This is a genomic window from Streptomyces sp. CA-251387 (assembly GCF_050936625.1).
In the GTDB taxonomy this organism is placed as follows: domain Bacteria; phylum Actinomycetota; class Actinomycetes; order Streptomycetales; family Streptomycetaceae; genus Streptomyces.
In genome coordinates this window covers 4,290,392-4,307,952 of record NZ_JBNJMJ010000001.1, presented here as the reverse complement: position 1 = coordinate 4,307,952, position 17,561 = coordinate 4,290,392, and the positions used below count along the sequence as shown (strand labels likewise).

Below are 17,561 nucleotides of genomic sequence, written 5' to 3'. Positions count from 1 at the left end.
CGGGTGTGTTCGCCGTCCCGGTGTGTCGGCGTTCTCCCGGGCACGCGCCCGGCCCCCTAGCGTGGACGCCATGACTTCTGCTGACGTGCATGACGTACGGGATCCCGAGCTGCCGGGCCGACTGCTGGTCGTCGAGCGGGACGCGCTGGTTCCGCTGTTGCGGTCGCGGCCGGACGGTGACTTCGCGCTGCCGACCGCCGCGTGTCCGGGGTGGTCGGTGCGGGATGTGCTGGCGCACTGCTCGGCCGCGTTGATGCGGGTGGTGGAGAGCCGGTTCGAGGAGGGCGTGTTCTCACCCGAGTCCAACGACCGGGACATCGCCGAGCGCGCCGACTGGACGAACGCGCAGGTGGTCGACGAGCTGGAGCGCGGGATGACCGAGGCCGGCCCGGTGATCGCCAAGGCGGGCGGGGTGCTGGATGTGATCGCGCTGGGCGAGTGGGTCCACGCGGGTGACGTGCGGGACGTGCTCGGGGAGCCGGGGGCGTACGCGGGGGCCGGGTTGCCGGACGCGCTGCGGCTGCTCGCCTGGTTCACCCGGGAGCGGCGGCATCTGCCCCTGCACGCCGACCTGGACGACGTCGACGAACCCCTGCGCCTGGGCGAGGCGGCGGCTCCGCGGCCACCGGCGCGGTACATCGGGGACGCCGCCACGCTCGTACGGCTGTATGCGGGGCGGCCGGTTCAGGGGGCGTCGTACGAGCTGGCGGGGGCGGAGGCGGGGGAGCTGAACATCTTCGGGTGACGGTGATGAACATCTTCGGGTGATGGTGACCTGAACACGGTGTCCTCGGTGGGCGGGCGTACGCTTGGATGGATTGGACTAGACCTGTAGCCGCCGTCGAATGCCGAGGAATGGGGTCCCATGAGCGAGCGTGCAGTCCTGGAGGTGATCGCCCTCGGCGTCGAGGACGCGGTCGCCGCCCAGGCCGGGGGTGCGGACCGGTTGGAACTGGTCACCGACATGGCCGCCGACGGGCTCACCCCGTCCGTACAGACCTTCGCCGGGATCCGTGCCGCCGTCGACATCGATCTGCGCGTGATGCTGCGGCTGGTGGACGGGTTCGCGGTGGGGGAGGTGGAAGAGGTCGTGCGGGTGGCGCGGGCGATGCGGGAGGCCGGGGCCGAGGAGTTCGTGCTCGGGTTCCTCGATGCCGACGGCGGGGTGGACCTGCGGGCCGTCGAGCGGGTCGTGGGCGTGCTCGACGGGTGCCGGTGGACCTTCCATCGCGCCGTCGACCGGGCCGCCGACCGGGATGCGCTGCGTAAGCAGCTGGACGGGATGCCGGGGCTGGACACGTATCTCACGGCCGGGTCGGCGGCGGGGGTGGACGACGGGCTCGCCACGCTGGTCTCCGAGGCGGGGAAGGGGGGAGAGCCTGGGTATGAGCAGCGGATTCTGGTCGGGGGCGGGTTGCGCCTCGACCACGTGCCGACGCTGCTCGCCGCCGGGATCGACGCGTTCCACATCGGCGGGGCGGCGAGGCCGGAGGGGTGGGACGGGGCGGTGTCGGTGGCTGCGGTGGCCGAGTGGCGGGCGGTGCTGGACGGCGCTGCGTAGGCGCCCGGCGTGGGGGCTGGCCGGGGTGGCGCCCAGCCCGGCGCTGACGGGGTGCCGCTTCTGTGGGTCGGGAGCCGCCCCAGCGGCACGACTGCCCGCAGCTAAGCCGACATGACGTCCTCAGCTGGGCGAGCTGCAACGCCCTTAGGGGCGCGGGGAACTGCGCGACCAGCCCCCGACTACCCGCAGCCCGCCACAAGCAGTCACCGCCCCCCACCCTCCTGGCCCCGGCCCAGCTCGGCCGGCAGCGGCGCCGCATTTGTCACGATCAGGCCCGATACCGCTCGGGTCAGGGCGACGTACAGCCGGCGCAGACCCGTCCGCTGGTCCGGTTCGCCGTCGACCACCGCCTGGGGCTCGTCGAGGACGACGTAGTCGTACTCCAGGCCCTTCGCGAGCGACGCCGGGACCAGTGTCAGGCGGGTCTCCTGTGTCGTCTCCTCACCCGGCGCCAGGTACGTGATCCCCGCCGCCGTGAGCGCCTCCGACAGGGCCGGGATCCGGGCATCCGCGGCGATCAGGCCGATCGACCCCTCGTTGCCCAGCAACTCCACGCACGCGGCGACCACTTCGCCCGTGTCCGACACTCCACGGACCTCGAAGAACCCCGGGTTCTCGCGGATCGACGCCACCGGTGTCAAACCCGGCGCGATATGCGGGAGGAGCCGGGAGGCGTAGGCGATGACATCCGTCGGGACGCGGAAGCCGGCCGTCAGTTCCTCGATCACGCCGTCCGGTTTGCCGAGGTGGGCCAGCGCCTCGTCCCAGCTGGGCGTCGCCCAGGGGGTCGTACCCTGCGCCAGGTCGCCCAGGATCGTCGCCGAACCCGTCGTGCAGCGGCGTCCCACCGCCCGGTACTGCATGGGGGACAAGTCCTGCGCCTCGTCGAGGACGACATGGCCGAGGGACGGTGTGCGCGCGACGATGTCGTTCGCCTCGTCGATCAGCACCGCGTCCGCGGCGGACCACTTGGCCGACCTGACGCTGCGCGCCGGCTTCGCCCAGAGGATCGCCTTCTGCTCGTCCTCGCTCAGCAGCCCCTGCGCGTGGACGGCGAGGAAGTCCGCGTCCGTGAGGAGGCGGAGCACGAGTTTCGCCGGGTCGACCTGCGGCCAGATCGCCTTGACGGCGGCCTTCACCGCGCTGTTGCGGGCCACCGCGTCCTGCACCCGGTCGTCCGGCGCCTCCCCCGACCGCTCCATCTGCACCAGCACGGCATGCGCGATGCGCTGCGGGAGTGCCTCGCGGGCGGCCCCGTAGCGGATGTCCCGGGCGAGCAACTCGCGGACGATCCCGTCCACTTCGTACGCCGGAACGCGCCACCTCCGCGATCCGCGCACGACGACGATCGCCTCCGTCGGCATGCTCACCTGCGAGTAGACCGCACGCCGCAGAACCTCCGCCATCCTCGCGTCGCCCTTGATCACCGCGGCCGCCGCGTCATCCGTGCCGCGCACCTCGACGTGGGCCACCAGGTCGTCGACCGTGGCCTGGCGGACCGTCAACTCGCCCAGCGCGGGGAGCACCTGCTCGATGTAGTGCAGGAAGGACTTGTTCGGCCCGATGACGAGCGTGCCGGTACGGGCGAGCCGCTCGCGATGGGCGTACAGCAGATACGCCACCCGGTGCAGGCCGACCGCCGTCTTTCCGGTGCCCGGGCCTCCCTGCACGCACACGGTCCCGCCGAGCCCGGACCGTACGATCTCGTCCTGCTCCGGCTGGATCGTCGCCACGATGTCCCGCATCGGGCCGACGCGCGGGCGCTCGATCTCCTGCTGGAGCAGCTTGCTGGTCTTCGCCCCCCCGGCGGAGCCGGAAAACGTCACAGCCGCCGGATCGGAGAGGTGCTCGTCCTCGTACGCCGTGAGGTCGCCGCCCGTGTAACCGAAGCGGCGGCGCAGCGCGATGTCCATCGGGTCCTTCTTGGAGGCCCGGTAGAAGGGCTGCGACACCGGCGCCCGCCAGTCGATGACCATCGGGTCACCCTCGGCATCGTGCACATGTCGGCGCCCGATGTAGAAGCGCTCACCCTCGGCGCCCTCCGCCCCCTCCGCGCCGGGTGCGTGCAGATAGTCGAGCCGCCCGAAGAACAGCGGCGTGTCGCTGAGGTCGGCCAGCGCCTTGATGCGCTCGTCGATCTGGTGGGCGAGGACTTCGGCGTTGACCCAGTTCGCGGTGACGTCGCTGATGTCGAGGGACTCGACGTCCTCGCGCATGGCACGCAGGGCGGCGCGGGACTCGGCGAGGTGGGTGCGTTCCCGGGAGAGCGGGTCGAGAGGGTCGAGCGAGTCGAGGGGGTCGTCGACGGGCGTGGACAAGGGGGTGCCTCCGGAGGGACCTGCAGGATAGGCGAGCTGCGATCTGCCGACCGGTTTCCGTCCGGGCGACGGCACTCCGCGGGGGGAGGCGGGCAAGAGCGGAGATTTTAGGCGGGCGGGGGAGACGAAGGCCAACGAATATTCGCCCCGTCCATGCCCTCAACGAATATTCGCCCTGTCCATCCCCTCAACGAACATTCCGCCCGTCCGCCCCCTAGGGGATGCCACCCTCCTCCCTGCGGGGAACGGGTCCGCCCGGAGACGTACGGAAGCAGCAGGCGGCTTCGGCCCGCAGACCGATGCCGTCTTTATGGCTGCGAATCCATCATGGAGACATGAGCGCAGCAACCATCCACCCAGCCCCCGTGGCCCCCCACGGAGCGACGGCGCTCCAGGGGGACCACCGTCACCGCCTCGGCGAAGCCCTGCGTGCCATCAAGGTGTTCATGGGCGCGGCCTTCGACGTGATCATCCTCGGTGAGTACGGCGAGGAAGCGGGCGTCCGCCGCAAGTGACCGTCTAGGGTCACCGCGTGACCCGCCGCTCACATTCCGCAATCCCCTGCTGTCTTCTGGCGGTTTCCCTCCTCGCCCTCACGGCCGTCTGTGTCCACCAGCGCCTTCCGATGGCCGACGCGCTGGTCTACCGGGCCGAAGGAGGAGCCGTCCTCCGCGGCGGCGACGACCTCTACGACTTCACCGTCACCGAGTGGCACCTCCCCGCCACCTACCCGCCCTTCGCGGCACTCCTCTTCGTCCCGGCGGCGTTGATCCCCGTCGCGGCCCTCAAAGTGACCTTCCTGGTGGGCAATGCGCTCCTGCTCGCCGTACTCGTCCACCTCTCCGCACGCCTGGCGGGCCTGCCGAAGATCCGCATCCCGGTCCTCTGCACCGCCACGACTGTGGCCCTCTGGCTGGAGCCGGTCTTCCAGACGCTCCTCTTCGGCCAGATCAACCTCGCCCTGACGTGCCTGGTCCTGTGGGACCTCACACGGCCGCCCGGCGCTCGCGGTAAGGGCCTGGCGGTCGGCGTCGCGGCCGGGATCAAGCTGACGCCGGCGCTCTTCATCGCGTACCTGCTGCTGCGCGGGCGGCACCGGGAGGCGGGCACGGCTACGGCCGCCTTCGCGGGGACGGTCGTACTCGGCGTCCTCGTCCTCCCCGCCGCGAGCCTCGACTTCTGGACGCGCCGCCTCTACGAGACGGACCGCGTGGGCAAGGCCTGGATCGTCGACAACCAGTCCCTGCAGGGCCTGATCGCCCGTGCGCTGGGTGATCCGGCACCGGGCCTCGCCTGGATCCTGCCTGCGGCAGCCGTAGGGGCCACCGGCCTGTGGCTGGCCGCGCGGGCCGCCGAGGAGAGGCACGCCGTCCTCCTGACGGCGTTCACCACGCTGCTCGTCTCGCCGATCAGCTGGTCCCACCACTGGGTGTGGTGCGTCCCTCTGGTCGCCGTACTACTGGCGGAGGGTCGTCCCCGTCTGGCGACGGCGACGACCCTCCTCTTCACGGCCCGCACGATGTGGCTGCTCCCGCACGAGGGCGACCTGGATCTCCGACTTCCCTGGTGGCAGCAGCCGTTGGCGGCCCCGTACCCACTCCTAGGGCTCGCCCTCCTGGTCGCCTACCCCTCGGCCAGGATCTCGTCCGCGTCCATGATCCGGTACGCGTATCCCTGCTCGGCGAGGAAGCGCTGGCGGTGGGCGGCGAAGTCCTGGTCGAGCGTGTCGCGGGCGACGACCGAGTAGAAGTGGGCCTGGTGGCCGTCCGACTTGGGCCGCAGGACCCGGCCGAGACGCTGGGCCTCCTCCTGGCGGGAGCCGAAGGTGCCCGAGACCTGGATGGCGACCGTGGCCTCCGGCAGGTCGATGGAGAAGTTGGCGACCTTGGACACCACGAGGACGCTGATCTCGCCCTGGCGGAAGGCCTCGAAGAGCTTCTCGCGCTGGGCGTTGGACGTCTCGCCCTTGATGACGGGGGCGTTCAGGTGCTCGCCCAGTTCGTCGAGCTGGTCGATGTACTGGCCGATGACCAGGATCTGCTGCCCGGCGAAACGGCGGACGAGGGCCTCGGTGACCTTCCGCTTGGTGTCGGTCGTCGCGCAGAAGCGGTACTTCTCCTCCTGCTCGGCGGTGGCGTACGCCAGCCGCTCGGAGTCCGTCAGATTGACCCGCACCTCCACACAGTCCGCGGGCGCGATGTAGCCCTGCGCCTCGATCTCCTTCCAGGGAGCGTCGAACCGCTTCGGACCGATCAGCGAGAAGACGTCCGACTCACGCCCGTCCTCCCGGACGAGGGTCGCGGTCAGCCCGAGCCGCCGCCGGGCCTGGAGATCGGCGGTGAACTTGAAGACGGGCGCGGGCAGCAGGTGCACCTCGTCGTAGACGATGAGCCCCCAGTCGCGGGAGTCGAAGAGCTCCAGGTGCGGATAGACACCCTTCCGCTTCGTCGTCAGCACCTGGTACGTCGCGATGGTGACCGGCCGGATCTCCTTCCGCGTCCCGCTGTACTCACCGATCTCGTCCTCCGTGAGCGAGGTCCGCTTCACCAGCTCGTGCTTCCACTGCCGGGCGGAGACGGTGTTGGTGACGAGGATGAGCGTCGTCGACTTGGCCTGCGCCATCGACCCGGCGCCGACCAGCGTCTTGCCGGCGCCGCAGGGCAGGACGACGACCCCGCTCCCGCCGTGCCAGAAGTTCTCCACCGCCTGCTTCTGGTACGGCCGCAGCGCCCACCCGTCCTCGTCCAGCTCGATGGGGTGCGCCTCGCCGTCGACGTACCCGGCGAGGTCCTCGGCCGGCCAGCCCAGCTTCAGCAGCGTCTGCTTGATCTGCCCGCGCTCGGACGGATGCACGACGACGGTGTCCGGGTCGATACGGTTGCCGACCAGCGGCGCGATCCGCTTGGAGCGCAGCACCTCCTCCAGCACCGGCCGGTCGGTGGTGGTCAGCACCAGCCCGTGCGCCGGGTGCTTGGAGAGCGTCAGGCGGCCGTACCGGTCCATCGTGTCGGCGATGTCGACCAGCAGCGCGTGCGGCACGGGGTAGCGGCTGTACGTCACCAGCGCGTCCACGACCTGCTCGGCGTCGTGCCCCGCCGCGCGCGCGTTCCACAGGCCGAGCGGTGTCACCCGGTAGGTGTGGATGTGCTCGGGCGCCCGCTCCAGCTCCGCGAACGCCGCGATCGCCCGACGGCACTCGTCGGCCTGCTCGTGATCGACTTCCAGGAGCAGGGTCTTGTCCGACTGGACGATCAGTGGTCCGTTCACGCGGGGCTGCCTTTCCGGATGCTCGGCGGGGCTCGGCGGGGGCTTGGGGGGCCAAACGTCCAGTGTGCCTGATCCTTTCCGGAGTCCTACAGGATGTCTTTTCATCCTTGTGAGTGGCGCGGTTTCACCTGTACGGCGGCGGCTGCGAAGAATGCCGACCGTGCCGCCCATCAGTCGTGATCCGTCGCCGACCACCACCACCCTCGGGTACGCCCTGTTCGCCACCCGCTGGCTGCAGGCCCCGCTCTACTTCGGTCTCGTGGCCGCGCAGGGGGTGTACGTCTACAAGTTCTTCAACGAGCTGTGGACCTTAGTGCTCCGCTGCGTGACCGGGCGGGCCACCGAGACGTACGTCATGCTCGCCGTGCTCAAGCTCGTCGACGTCGTCATGATCGCCAACCTGCTGATCATGGTGATCGTCGGGGGCTATGAGACGTTCGTCTCCCGCATCGGCCTCCAGGGCCACCGCGACCAGCCGGAATGGCTCTCGCACGTCAACTCCAACGTACTGAAGGTCAAGCTCGCCACGGCCATCGTGGGCATCTCCTCCGTCCATCTGCTCCAGATGTTCGTGGACGTCCACCACACCTCGCGCCACTCACTGCTGTGGGGCACGGTGATCCACATGGCGTTCATCGCCTCGGCGGCGATCCTGGCGTACATGTCGGGCCCGATGGCCGCGCACGCCGAGCGGGGTCATCAGCAGGCGCCGCCCGGCGACCAGACTCCCGAGGCGCCCGCCGAGAAGGTCTTCGTCCCGGCTCAGGCCGCCTCACGCGAGGACGAGCCCAGCGCGGAGGAGCGGCTGAGCGCCGCCGGGTTCCCGGCTCGCAAGCTGCTGGAGGACTTCGACTCCGAGCATCCCCGCTCCTTCGACCGGGAGACCGTGGCCCGGCTCGGCAAGCTGGACTTCGTCGCCGCCCGCCGGAACGTGGTCTTCGTCGGCCCGCCCGGCACCGGCAAGACGCATCTGGCCGTCGGCCTCGGCGTGCGGGCCTGTCAGGCCGGGCACACGGTGCTGTTCGCGACCGCCGCCGAGTGGGCCGCCCGGCTGACCGGCGCACGGGACGCCGGGCGGCTCGACGAGGAACTGGCGGCGCTGGACGACCACGCCGTGCTGATCGTCGACGAGGTCGGCTACACCCCCTTCGACGCGGAGACCACGGCCCTGTTCTTCCAGCTGATCGCGCATCGCTACGAACGGGCCTCGCTGATCGTGACCAGCGACCGACCGCTCGGCCGCTGGGACGAGATCTTCGGCGGTCCCTCCGCACTGGCGATGGTGGACCGGCTGGCCCACCACGCCGAGGTCGTACGGATCGACGGGGACAGCTACCGGATGCGCCGCGCTACTTCAGCGTGGGCAGACCGAGGTTGTTGATCAGCGGTCCCTCGATGGTGACGCCTTCGGTGATCAGGGACTCCGCCGCCGGACCCGGGAGGGGCAGCGGCAGGGCGGCGGCGGGGGCCGCGGCGGCCACGGGGGCCAGTACGCCGGCGAGGAGGACGGCGGCGACGGCGACGCCGGTACGGGTGTGGACTTGGTGCTTCGAACGCATGGGGACTTCGGGGCCTTTCGGGTACGGAGGGCGGGCCGGCCCTGGGACGCCGGGACCGGCCCGAAAGGTGCGCTGCGGTCGCGTCAGATCTGCGGTGTTTCGATGACCAGCCCGGCGATGTCGACGCTGACCGCCGCGGCCTGCGTGGTGGCGGCACCGATCAGCAGGGCCGCGGCGGCCAGGACGGTGGCAAGACGGCGAGCTGTGCGCATGGGACAACTACCTCTCTGTTGCGCTCACTTGAGCGTGATCAGGACATCCGGTGGCTGCCCTGCGTCGCGCGACGCGATGCGGAAAGACCTGAAAGGTCCCTCAAGAGTTGGAAACGCCCGGCGTGGCGTGCATGAACTCCCGCGTACACCCGAACGAGCAGCTGTCCGGGCCGCCGTCAGAGCTGGTCGTCCGCGAGCTCGGCCACGCCGGTGATCCGGTGCAGCGGATACGTCCGCACCTCGTCCGCGGTGTGGTCGTACGCCGTCACGAACCCGCCCTCGACCCGCACCGGCGCGATGACCCGCTGACTCGCGGCGCCCTCGGCGTTGACGTACCCGATCCACAGCGCCTCGCCGGTCAGGACGGCGGCCTGCATGGTGGCGAGGGTCTCCGCCGAGGTGGTGCGGGGCAGCTCACCGCCGGTCACGGGAGCTTCCGTCGCGCTCGGCTTGCGCGGTGTGGTGGAGGCGAGGTCGCCCGCGCGGATGGCACGGATCGCGGCCGTCAGCAGGGTGGCGTCCGGCGTCGGCGGGCCGTCCGGGACCGGCTCGGGGGCCGTGCGCGGCGGGGTGCGGTGGGCGTCGGCGCGGGTGATCAGGACGTCGCCCTCGGCCGACTCGGCGGCCGGCGCGAAGCCCATCGCGCGCAGGCCCTCCAGCAGCGTGGCCGGGTCCGCCTGGGCGGCCAGCACCGTCGGCGCGAGACGGCGCAGGCGCAGGCCCGCGGCCCGCTTGTCGGCGAGGATCTCGTTCAGCATCGCGTCGTCGTCGCAGCGGACGTACGCCGACGCCGCACCCACCCGCAGATGCCCGTGCTTACGGGCCACGTCGTCGATCAGATACGCCAGCGGCTGCGGCACCGGCGTACGCGAGTGCTCGGCGAGAAACGCGTGCAGGTCGGAGGCGCTGCGCCCGGCGTCGAGCGCGCGGCGTACCGAGCCCGGCGTGAACCGGTACACCGTGGCCCCGCCCTTCGACTCGACGTCCGCGAGCACCCCCAGCATGTCGGCGAGCGGCCGCTGCAACGGGCCGGGCGCGACGGCGGTGAGGTCGGCCTGGAGGAGGACGTGGTCGAGCGGCTCGGGGAGGAGCGGGGCGAGGAGGCGGGCGGCGGCAGCGGTGGCCGCGGCCTGCTCGGCGGGGGAGAGGGGCTCGGGAGCCGGGGTGGGGCGGTGATGGACGGGGAGCTTGTCGCCGGGGCCGACCGGGTTCTCGGGCACGGGTTCCGGTGGCCGTGCCCCCAGTAGTGCCCGCCCCTGCGCCGACAGTGCCCCTCGCCCGGTCACGCCCAGCAGCTCCGCCTCGTTCAGCGTCCACCGGGCGAGGCGACTGCGCAGGTCGTCGTCCTGCTGGGGCCCGCGCAACGGCCGTTCCCAGCGCAGCCGCGCCAGCACCGACTCGGCGGACGGGGACGTCCCCTCCGGCAGCCCGGCGAGCAGGGTCAGCACCCGGTGCCGTACCTCCGGCGCGGCGGAGCGGTCCAGCCCCGGGCCCAGCGCCGACAACGTACGGTCCTTCGCGTCCCGCCCGCCGACCAGCCCGGCCGTGCGCGTCGCCGTCAGCCACGCCTCCGCCAGCCGCGCCCAGCGCTGGGCCGCGGGCTGCTCCCGCCACTCGTCGTAGCCGGGGGTCGCCGCGTACCGCTCGTCGGCCTCGCCGTCGGAGGCGAGCAGGCCCGCGGTGTAGGCCAGCTCGACCCAGAAGGCGGCGACGGGCTCGGACACGTCCAGGGCGACGGCGGTGCGCTTGAGGTCGCGCACGCTGAGCCCACCGGCCCGCAGCACGGCCGGCCCGCCCTCGTCCCAGTCCTTCAGCAGCTCCTCGACGGTCGCCAGCGCCGTGTACGCCTGCCCGGCCGCCGTCGTGTCCACAACCTGTGGACGGTGCGTCGCGGCCGGCTCGATCGGGGGCGGCAGCGGCTCGGTGGTGCGGTGCGCGCGGCCCGCGCGCAGATGCAGGGCCACCTCGCGGGGGAGGACGACCGTGCCGGGCGCCGTCGGCAGCAGCAGGCCGCGGTCCAGCAGCCAGCGCAGGCGGGGTGCCGGATCGGCGGTGACCCGGCCGTACGGCGGCCCCCAGACCAGCCGGGACAGGACCTCCCGGGACTCCTCCGGCGCGTCCGCCAGCAGGGCCGCCATGCGCCGCCGGTCGCTGAACAGGGCGGTGAGCGAGGCCACGGCGGACACCGCGTCGTGGGTCGAGGGCAGCCCGGCCGTCGTGACGATCTCCTGGATCCGCCCCGGCGACATGCCCGCCGTCGCCTCCTGCACGGTCGGCCCGAGCCCCGTCGGTGACGGATGCTGCGGCGAGGGCGCGAGCAGCTCGCGTGCCGTGCGGACGAGGCGCAGCCGGTCGTCGTCGCCCCACACCAGGGCCTGGTCGCGCAGGGTGCCCACGGCGTGCGGCAGCGCGCCGGCCACCGTCGGATCGCCCTCGTCGCCGGTCATCAGCCCGAGCAGTTCGTCGTACGTCGCCGGGTCCGCCGCCACGGCCAGCGCCTCCGCCGCCTGCAGCGCGAAACGGTCCAGCCGCTCCAGGGCGCGCACGACGGAGGCCCGCGTGCCGGCGCGGGTCGCCAGCTGGGTGAGGTCGGTCGGCACGGGGGTGATGAGGTCGGGCCGGCTGCGCAGAAGCACGGCCAGGGAGGCGTCGTCCCGCGCGCGGAGCGCTTCCGCGAGGGAACGGGGCGGTGTAGCCGGGTCGCTCATCCGACTCACGTTACCGGCTGGAGGGACGGCGCAGGGGGGTCTGCGCGGTGCCTCCCGAGCGAACGGAACGTTGCGCAGATGGCCCCCGGATGAACATCACCCGGAGGATTCCGGCACCTCTGGCAACTCCCCACACCCACTGGTCACCCTGGGCTCCCGGTCAACTACTTCACGGCTCAAGGGAATTCGGGGGGCAGCGGTGAGCGAGCAGGCCGAGCAGTGGATCGCGATCCTGAGTCTCACGTTTCCCGTCGCGGCGTTCCTGTGGGAGTTCGCCATCGTGGGCCGCAAGCGGCTCGGCTACCGGGTGCAGATGGACACCATGGCCGCGGACGCGGCCGACAAGCCGTACGCCGACGTGCTGGGGGACATGCGGCACGACGGCCACCAGCTCAAGGACCCCTCGTTCGTCCTGCTGCGCATCGAGAACGCAGGGTCGACCAAGATCGTGTCCGACGACTATCTCGCCGACCCCGCCGATCCCTACGGCATCAAGGTCACCTTCCGGGACCGCCGGGTCGCGGCCGTGGTCCTCACCGATCCGAGTGACGACGCGCTGCGCGACTTCTTCTTCGAGGAAGTGACGGAAGGCGACACCGTCCGCAACGTCGCCAAACCCGGCTTCCGCCGCAACAACAACGAGCGGGAGCGCACGGGCATCATCCGGCTGCCGAAGGTGACGCTGCCCCGGGGCGCCGAGTACAAGGTGCTCGTCGTGCTGGAACGCTGGCCCGACGACAACGGCACCGACCCGTTCCCGGATCCGGTCGTCCGGGGCACCGACGGGCAGGACCGCTGGTACGACCCGCTGGTGCGGCTGCTGCGGCTGAAGGCGACCAGGACCGAGAGCCATGTCTTCGCGTCCCGGCCCGCATGGTGGGTCATCTGGATCCTGATCGCGGCCGTCGTCGTCCAGGCCTCCTTCACGCTCTTCTTCCGCAACGACCGACGGCCCCCGCTGGACTGCGTCGGCGGCACCCTCCACCTGCACGGCTCCACCGCCTTCGCGCCCGCCGTGCGCGCCGCCGCACGCGACTACCTCGAGAGGTGCGACGGGGCGGACGTGCACATCCCGCTCGCGGACGACACCTTCAAGGGCAGCACCGACGGCGTCACCGACCTGGACAAGGCCGGCAAGGACGCCGACGTCCCGGTCGGCGCGGGCCTCGCCGACCACATCGCCTTCACCGACGGCCTCGCCTCCGACGGCCACCCCCGGCTGATCCCCAGGCCCGTCGCGCTGTCCGTGTTCACCCTGGTCGTCAACAAGGACGCGGGCGTGGAGAACCTGAAACTGGAGCAGATACGCGAGGTGTTCGCCGGCCGGGTCCAGAACTGGTCCGCGATCGGCGGCAACGACGTCCCCGTCCACCTCGTCAACCGCGACCCCGGCTCGGGCACGCGCAGCACCCTCGTCGCCAAGGTCCTGGGCGGCAAGGAACCACCCCAGTTCACCGTGACCGACTGCGCGGCCCTGAAGCCGAAACAGTACGGCCGCTGCGAGGTCAGCAGCACGGACACGATGCTGAACAGGACCGCCGCCACCCCCGGCGCCATCGGCTACAGCGAGGCCACCGGAGTCGACGGCCACAAGGCCGCCGGCAGCCTCGTCAAGCTGACGATCGACGGCCGCAGACCGACGGCGGAAGGCGTCGAGGACACCAACTACCCCTACTGGCAGACCGAGTTCGCCTACACCTACGGCGAGGCCCCGGCCGGCTCCGTCGCCGCGGCCTTCCTGAACTTCCTCACCCAGCAGAGCGGCCGCGACATCCTCCGCGCCCACGGCCACGGCCTCTGCTCCGAAGTGCAGAACTCGGGCGAGTGCCGCCCGCTCTGAGCCGCCGCGTCCTTCCTGTCCTGCGCTAACGTCGTCCTACGGGGTATCCAACGCACCCACCCCGGAGGGGACTTCGTGGGGATCGAGAGCGACCAGGTCGTCTACGAGTATCTGAGCCGCGTCGGCGACGTGGCCCAGCAGCGACAGCTGCCGTCGGCCACCCGCATGCGCCTGGTGTCCGAGCTGCGGGGCGAGATCGACCGGCGGCGCGCCAAGGCCCCCGTCGACAGCCCCGCCGCCGTCCGCCGCATCATCGCCCGCCTCGGCACCCCGGACGAGGTCGTCGCCGCCGCCGGCGGTAACGCCGCGCCCGCTCCTCAGCCTCCCGTCACCTCCGTGCCCGTACAGCCGCAGAGGCAGCCACGGCCGGACAGCCGGGACGGCGCGGCGGCCGAGGACCGCCCCAAGGGCCTGCGCCGCATCGTGCCCCGCCCCCGCCCCGCCGAGCCCGCGGCGGCCCCGGACGAGGCCCCTCCGCCGCCCCACCTCGCCAGTACGGCGGACCTCGGGGGCAGCGCGACCCAGGCCGACTGGTGGCGGGTGGACAGTAGCTCCTTCGGCCCCGGAGAGGACGTCCCCGGATTCGTCGGCGGCATCGAGGTCCCGGAGATGCTCAGGCGCCCACCCACGCAGGACGAGGCCCGGCTACGAAAGAAGGAGCCGGCCGAGGCCCCCGCCCCGGCCGCGCTGGAGAAGCCCGAGGACGCGGACCCGGCGGCCCGCCGTCGCCGCCGCCTCATCCCCCGCCCGACCCTCCCGACCACCCGCTGGAGCAACCCCCTCCTCCTGCTCGCCGCGGCCCTCCTCGTCACCGGCGCCATCCTCGGCAACCTCATCGTCCTGCTCCTCGGCTGGCTCATCGCCTGGGGCTCACGCCGCCTGTCCGACGCCGAGACCAAATGGGCGGTCGTCATCCTGCCCGGCCTCTCCCTCACTGCAGGCGTGGTCTGGCTCTGGGGCCGCACCAACGGCCGCTGGGGCACCCCGATCACCGAGGGCCAGACGAACGCCGCGCTCGCCGAGACGTGGCCGTGGGTGGTGCGGGGGGCGGCGGTGGCATCGGCCCTGTTCATCGTCTGGCGTTCGCAGAAGGAGACCTAAGGGACGCGGGGAACCGCGCGATCAACCCCCACGACCCGCAGTCGCCACACAACGGATACGACCGAGCTACTGGGCACAATGACCCATATGGCCTACACGACCCCGCTCCCCGTGACCGTCGGCTTCGACCTCGACATGACCCTCATCGACTCCCGCCCGGGCATCCACGCCTGCTACACGGCACTGACCGAGCGGACAGGGACATACATCGACGCCGACCTGGCGATCACCCGCCTGGGGCCACCCCTGGAGGAGGAGCTGGTCAACTGGTTCCCGGCGGAACACGTCCCCGCCATGGCCGACCTGTACCGCGAGATGTACCCCACGATCGCCATCGCCGCCACGCCTGCGCTCCCCGGCGCCCGCGAGGCGATCACCGCTGTACAAGAGACCGGCGGTCGCGCGATCGTCGTCACCGCCAAATACGAGCCCAACGCCAAGCTGCACCTGAAGTATCTCGGCATCGACCCGGACGCAGTCATAGGCAACCTCTGGGCCGAGCAGAAGGCGGAGGCCCTGCGCGAGTACGGCGCAGCCATATACGTCGGCGACCACGCGGGTGACGTACGAGCCGCCCGAGCCGCCGGCACACTGTCGGTCACCGTGGCCACCGGCCCCTACGGCACCGATCAGCTGCACGCACTCGGCGCGGACGTGGTCCTCACGGACCTGACGACGTTCCCGGACTGGCTCACCGGCTACCTGGACGCGCCCCGCGCCTGACGCCTCCCGGCCGCGACAGAGCGGAGCACACCCGCTCCCGCGACGAGGAATCCGACGCCCATGAGCATGCTCAGTCCGAACATGTACGTCGGAAATGGCGTCGTACCGAGCAGGAACGGCGCCACCGTGACCAGAGTGGCCACGGCACCGATGAAGAAGACGACCGCTCCGGCACGGATCAGCCGGTCACCGGGAGCGGCGGAATTCGTTTGGGTTTTGTCACGCACCGGACCAGGGTAGTTCCCTGCGCGAGGGAACAACCGGGCGACGTCTTGTCACGGGCCACGGGACCATTAGCCTTGGTACCGGCGGGTCATGGTCGACCCGCTGTAGTGCTATCAAGAGCCGTTTTCAGAAGCAGTTTTCCGACGAGTACGAGGACGAGGACAGACGTGCCTACCGGCAAGGTCAAGTGGTTCAACAGCGAGAAGGGCTTCGGCTTTCTCTCCCGCGACGACGGCGGTGACGTCTTCGTCCATTCCTCGGTCCTCCCCGCCGGAGTAGACACACTCAAGCCGGGACAGCGAGTGGAGTTCGGGGTCGTCGCCGGTCAGCGCGGCGACCAGGCCCTTTCGGTCACCCTGCTCGACCCGACCCCTTCGGTCGCGGCGGCGCAGCGGAAGAAGCCGGACGAGCTGGCGTCGATCGTCCAGGATTTGACGACCCTCCTCGAAAACATCACGCCGATGCTGGAGCGAGGCCGCTACCCCGACAAGGCCGCCGGCAAGAAGATCGCAGGTCTGCTGAGGGCGGTCGCCGACCAGCTCGACGTATGACCTTCACCCTTACGGGAAATCCAGCGCATCCGGGCCGAGGGGCGGCACCAGCCCCTCGGCCGCCGCACGAGTGAGCAGTCCCCGCACGGCCGCGTAGCCGTCCACGCCGAGGTCGTGCGTGAACTCGTTGACGTACAGCCCGATGTGCTGGTCGGCGACGGCCGGGTCCATCTCCTGGGCGTGTTCCATGACGTACGGCCGGGAGGCCTCGGGGTCGTCCCAGGCGGCCTTCACGGACTTACGGATGGAGTCGGCGAGCAGCCGCAGTGTGTCCGCGCCCAGTGACCGCTTGGCGATGATCGCGCCCAGCGGGATGGGCAGCCCGGTGGTGTGCTCCCAGTGTTCGCCCATGTCGGCGAGCTTGTGCAGCCCGTAGTTCTGGTACGTGAACCGCGCCTCGTGGATGACGAGCCCGGCGTCGACCTTCCCGTCCCGCACGGCGGGCATGATCTCGTGGAACGGCAGGACGACGATCTCGCCGACCCCGGCGGGGAGCGTGTCGGCGGCCCAGAGGCGGAACAGCAGATACGCCGTCGACTTCTCGCTCGGCACGGCGACCGTACGGCCCGTCAGGTCCAGGCCCGGCTCGCGGGTCAGCACCAGCGGGCCGCAACCCCGCCCCAGCGCACCCCCGCACGGCAGCAGGGCGTACTCGTCGAGGACGTACGGCAGCACGGCGTACGACACCTTCAGCACGTCGAACTCGCCGCGCTCGGCCATGCCGTTGGTGATGTCGATGTCGGCGAAGGTGACGTCGAGGGCGGGGGCGCCGGGGACGCGGCCGTGGGCGAGGGCGTCGAAGACGAAGGTGTCGTTCGGGCAGGGGGAGTACGCGATCTGCAACGGCTCACTGCTCATGCGGGTTCCAACTCTCCAGTACGGGCGCGAGCTTCCCGAAGCCCTCGGTCAGCGCGGCCAGCGCGTCGCCGATGCGCCAGGCGGCGCGGTCGCGGGGGCCGACGGGGTTGGAGATCGCGCGCAGCTCCAGCACGGGCGTGCGGTGCGCGGCCGCGGCCTCGGCGACGCCGAAGCCCTCCATGGCCTCGGCGAGGGCGGTGGGGTGGCGCTCGCGCAGCCGTGCGGCGCGGACGGCGGTGCCGGTCACGGTGGAGACGGTGAGGACGGCGCCGGGGCGCGCGCCGGTGGCGGTCGCGACCTCTCGTACGAGTGCTTCCGGCGGACGGTGGGTGACGGTGCCGAAGCCCAGCTCGGTGACGGGCAGAAAGCCGTCGGGGGTCTCCGCGCCGAGGTCGGCGGCGGTGATCTCGTCGGCGACGACGAGGGAGCCGACCGGGGCGTGGGGGGTGAAGCCGCCGGCGATCCCGGCCGAGACGACCAGGCTGTAAGGGGCGCCTTCGAGGGTGGCGGTGGTGAGGGCCGTGGCGGTGGAGGCGGCGGCGAGGGCCGGGCCCACACCGGCGGCGATCACGTCGATGCCGGGGACCGAGAGCGCCCGGGCCACCGCGTCCCTCTCCGCAGGGACGGCGGTGGCCACC

General features: G+C 71.7%; 16 protein-coding genes and 1 pseudogene. 9 read left to right on the top strand and 8 right to left on the bottom strand.

The genetic code is table 11. The features are described 5' to 3' along the window. Positions 1–70: 70 nt before the first annotated feature. Positions 71–745 carry a maleylpyruvate isomerase family mycothiol-dependent enzyme gene (locus ACQEV2_RS19080; protein WP_433042591.1) on the top strand — a complete coding sequence of 225 codons (675 nt, stop codon included), beginning with the start codon at positions 71–73 and terminating at the stop codon, positions 743–745. A gap of 120 nt (positions 746–865) precedes the next feature. After that, positions 866–1,561: a copper homeostasis protein CutC gene (locus ACQEV2_RS19075; RefSeq protein WP_433042588.1), complete on the top strand. Its 696-nt coding sequence runs from the start codon at positions 866–868 to the stop codon at positions 1,559–1,561. A 203-nt stretch (positions 1,562–1,764) separates the two neighbouring features. On the opposite strand, the gene ACQEV2_RS19070 is transcribed toward ACQEV2_RS19075, so the two are convergent. After that, positions 1,765–3,879: a HelD family protein gene (locus tag ACQEV2_RS19070; RefSeq protein WP_433042585.1), complete on the bottom strand. Its 2,115-nt coding sequence runs from the start codon at positions 3,877–3,879 to the stop codon at positions 1,765–1,767. 335 nt (positions 3,880–4,214) lie between these two features. Between ACQEV2_RS19070 and ACQEV2_RS19065 the strand changes: the two genes are divergently transcribed. Both ACQEV2_RS19065 and ACQEV2_RS19060 read left to right on the top strand, forming a co-directional pair. Then, positions 4,215–4,394: a hypothetical protein gene (locus ACQEV2_RS19065; RefSeq protein WP_433042582.1), complete on the top strand. Its 180-nt coding sequence runs from the start codon at positions 4,215–4,217 to the stop codon at positions 4,392–4,394. 110 nt (positions 4,395–4,504) lie between these two features. Further along, positions 4,505–5,503: pseudogene (locus tag ACQEV2_RS19060) on the top strand (glycosyltransferase 87 family protein); the annotation flags it as partial. On the opposite strand, the gene ACQEV2_RS19055 reads toward ACQEV2_RS19060, so the two are convergent. Then, on the bottom strand, positions 5,503–7,146 hold the full coding sequence (locus tag ACQEV2_RS19055; RefSeq protein WP_433042579.1) for a DNA repair helicase XPB: 1,644 nt from the start codon (positions 7,144–7,146) through the stop codon (positions 5,503–5,505). The pseudogene ACQEV2_RS19060 and the gene ACQEV2_RS19055 sit on opposite strands and share 1 nt — an antisense overlap. A gap of 151 nt (positions 7,147–7,297) precedes the next feature. On the opposite strand from ACQEV2_RS19055, the gene istB reads away from it, so the two are divergent. Next, entirely contained in the window at positions 7,298–8,527 is a 1,230-nt protein-coding gene (gene istB / locus ACQEV2_RS19050) for an IS21-like element helper ATPase IstB (RefSeq protein WP_433042576.1), read from the top strand. Here the strand turns inward: istB and ACQEV2_RS19045 are convergent. The 3 genes from ACQEV2_RS19045 to ACQEV2_RS19035 all read right to left on the bottom strand — a co-directional run bounded on the left by ACQEV2_RS19045 (position 8,496) and on the right by ACQEV2_RS19035 (position 11,625). Further along, positions 8,496–8,705, bottom strand: a complete 210-nt coding sequence (locus ACQEV2_RS19045; protein WP_433042573.1) for a hypothetical protein — start codon at positions 8,703–8,705, stop codon at positions 8,496–8,498. The genes istB and ACQEV2_RS19045 overlap by 32 nt on opposite strands. Before the next feature lie 83 nt (positions 8,706–8,788). Then, positions 8,789–8,917: a hypothetical protein gene (locus tag ACQEV2_RS19040; RefSeq protein WP_433042570.1), complete on the bottom strand. Its 129-nt coding sequence runs from the start codon at positions 8,915–8,917 to the stop codon at positions 8,789–8,791. Between the two features lie 176 nt (positions 8,918–9,093). After that, on the bottom strand, positions 9,094–11,625 hold the full coding sequence (locus ACQEV2_RS19035; RefSeq protein ID WP_433042567.1) for a helicase-associated domain-containing protein: 2,532 nt from the start codon (positions 11,623–11,625) through the stop codon (positions 9,094–9,096). 199 nt (positions 11,626–11,824) lie between these two features. Between ACQEV2_RS19035 and ACQEV2_RS19030 the strand changes: the two genes are divergently transcribed. The 3 genes from ACQEV2_RS19030 (at position 11,825) to ACQEV2_RS19020 (ending at position 15,289) form a co-directional block, all read left to right on the top strand. Continuing rightward, complete coding sequence (locus tag ACQEV2_RS19030; protein WP_433042564.1) at positions 11,825–13,465, top strand: substrate-binding domain-containing protein; 1,641 nt, start codon at positions 11,825–11,827, stop codon at positions 13,463–13,465. Positions 13,466–13,540: 75 nt separating this feature from the next. Further along, entirely contained in the window at positions 13,541–14,566 is a 1,026-nt protein-coding gene (locus ACQEV2_RS19025) for a hypothetical protein (protein WP_433042561.1), read from the top strand. A 78-nt stretch (positions 14,567–14,644) separates the two neighbouring features. Then, positions 14,645–15,289 carry an HAD family hydrolase gene (locus ACQEV2_RS19020; protein WP_433042558.1) on the top strand — a complete coding sequence of 215 codons (645 nt, stop codon included), beginning with the start codon at positions 14,645–14,647 and terminating at the stop codon, positions 15,287–15,289. Here ACQEV2_RS19020 and ACQEV2_RS19015 read toward each other — a convergent pair. Beyond that, entirely contained in the window at positions 15,265–15,516 is a 252-nt protein-coding gene (locus ACQEV2_RS19015) for a hypothetical protein (RefSeq protein WP_037887985.1), read from the bottom strand. The two genes, ACQEV2_RS19020 and ACQEV2_RS19015, sit on opposite strands and share 25 nt — an antisense overlap. A gap of 165 nt (positions 15,517–15,681) precedes the next feature. Between ACQEV2_RS19015 and ACQEV2_RS19010 the strand changes: the two genes are divergently transcribed. Beyond that, positions 15,682–16,065, top strand: a complete 384-nt coding sequence (locus ACQEV2_RS19010) for a cold-shock protein (RefSeq protein ID WP_004000281.1) — start codon at positions 15,682–15,684, stop codon at positions 16,063–16,065. A gap of 9 nt (positions 16,066–16,074) precedes the next feature. Here ACQEV2_RS19010 and ACQEV2_RS19005 read toward each other — a convergent pair whose 3' ends face one another. Together ACQEV2_RS19005 and ACQEV2_RS19000 are read right to left on the bottom strand one after the other, a co-directional pair. Then, on the bottom strand, positions 16,075–16,923 hold the full coding sequence (locus ACQEV2_RS19005; RefSeq protein WP_433042553.1) for a 1,4-dihydroxy-6-naphthoate synthase: 849 nt from the start codon (positions 16,921–16,923) through the stop codon (positions 16,075–16,077). Then, positions 16,913–17,560, bottom strand: a complete 648-nt coding sequence (locus tag ACQEV2_RS19000) for a futalosine hydrolase (RefSeq protein WP_433042550.1) — start codon at positions 17,558–17,560, stop codon at positions 16,913–16,915. The genes ACQEV2_RS19005 and ACQEV2_RS19000 overlap by 11 nt, the downstream gene beginning before the upstream one ends. Position 17,561: the final 1 nt, after the last annotated feature.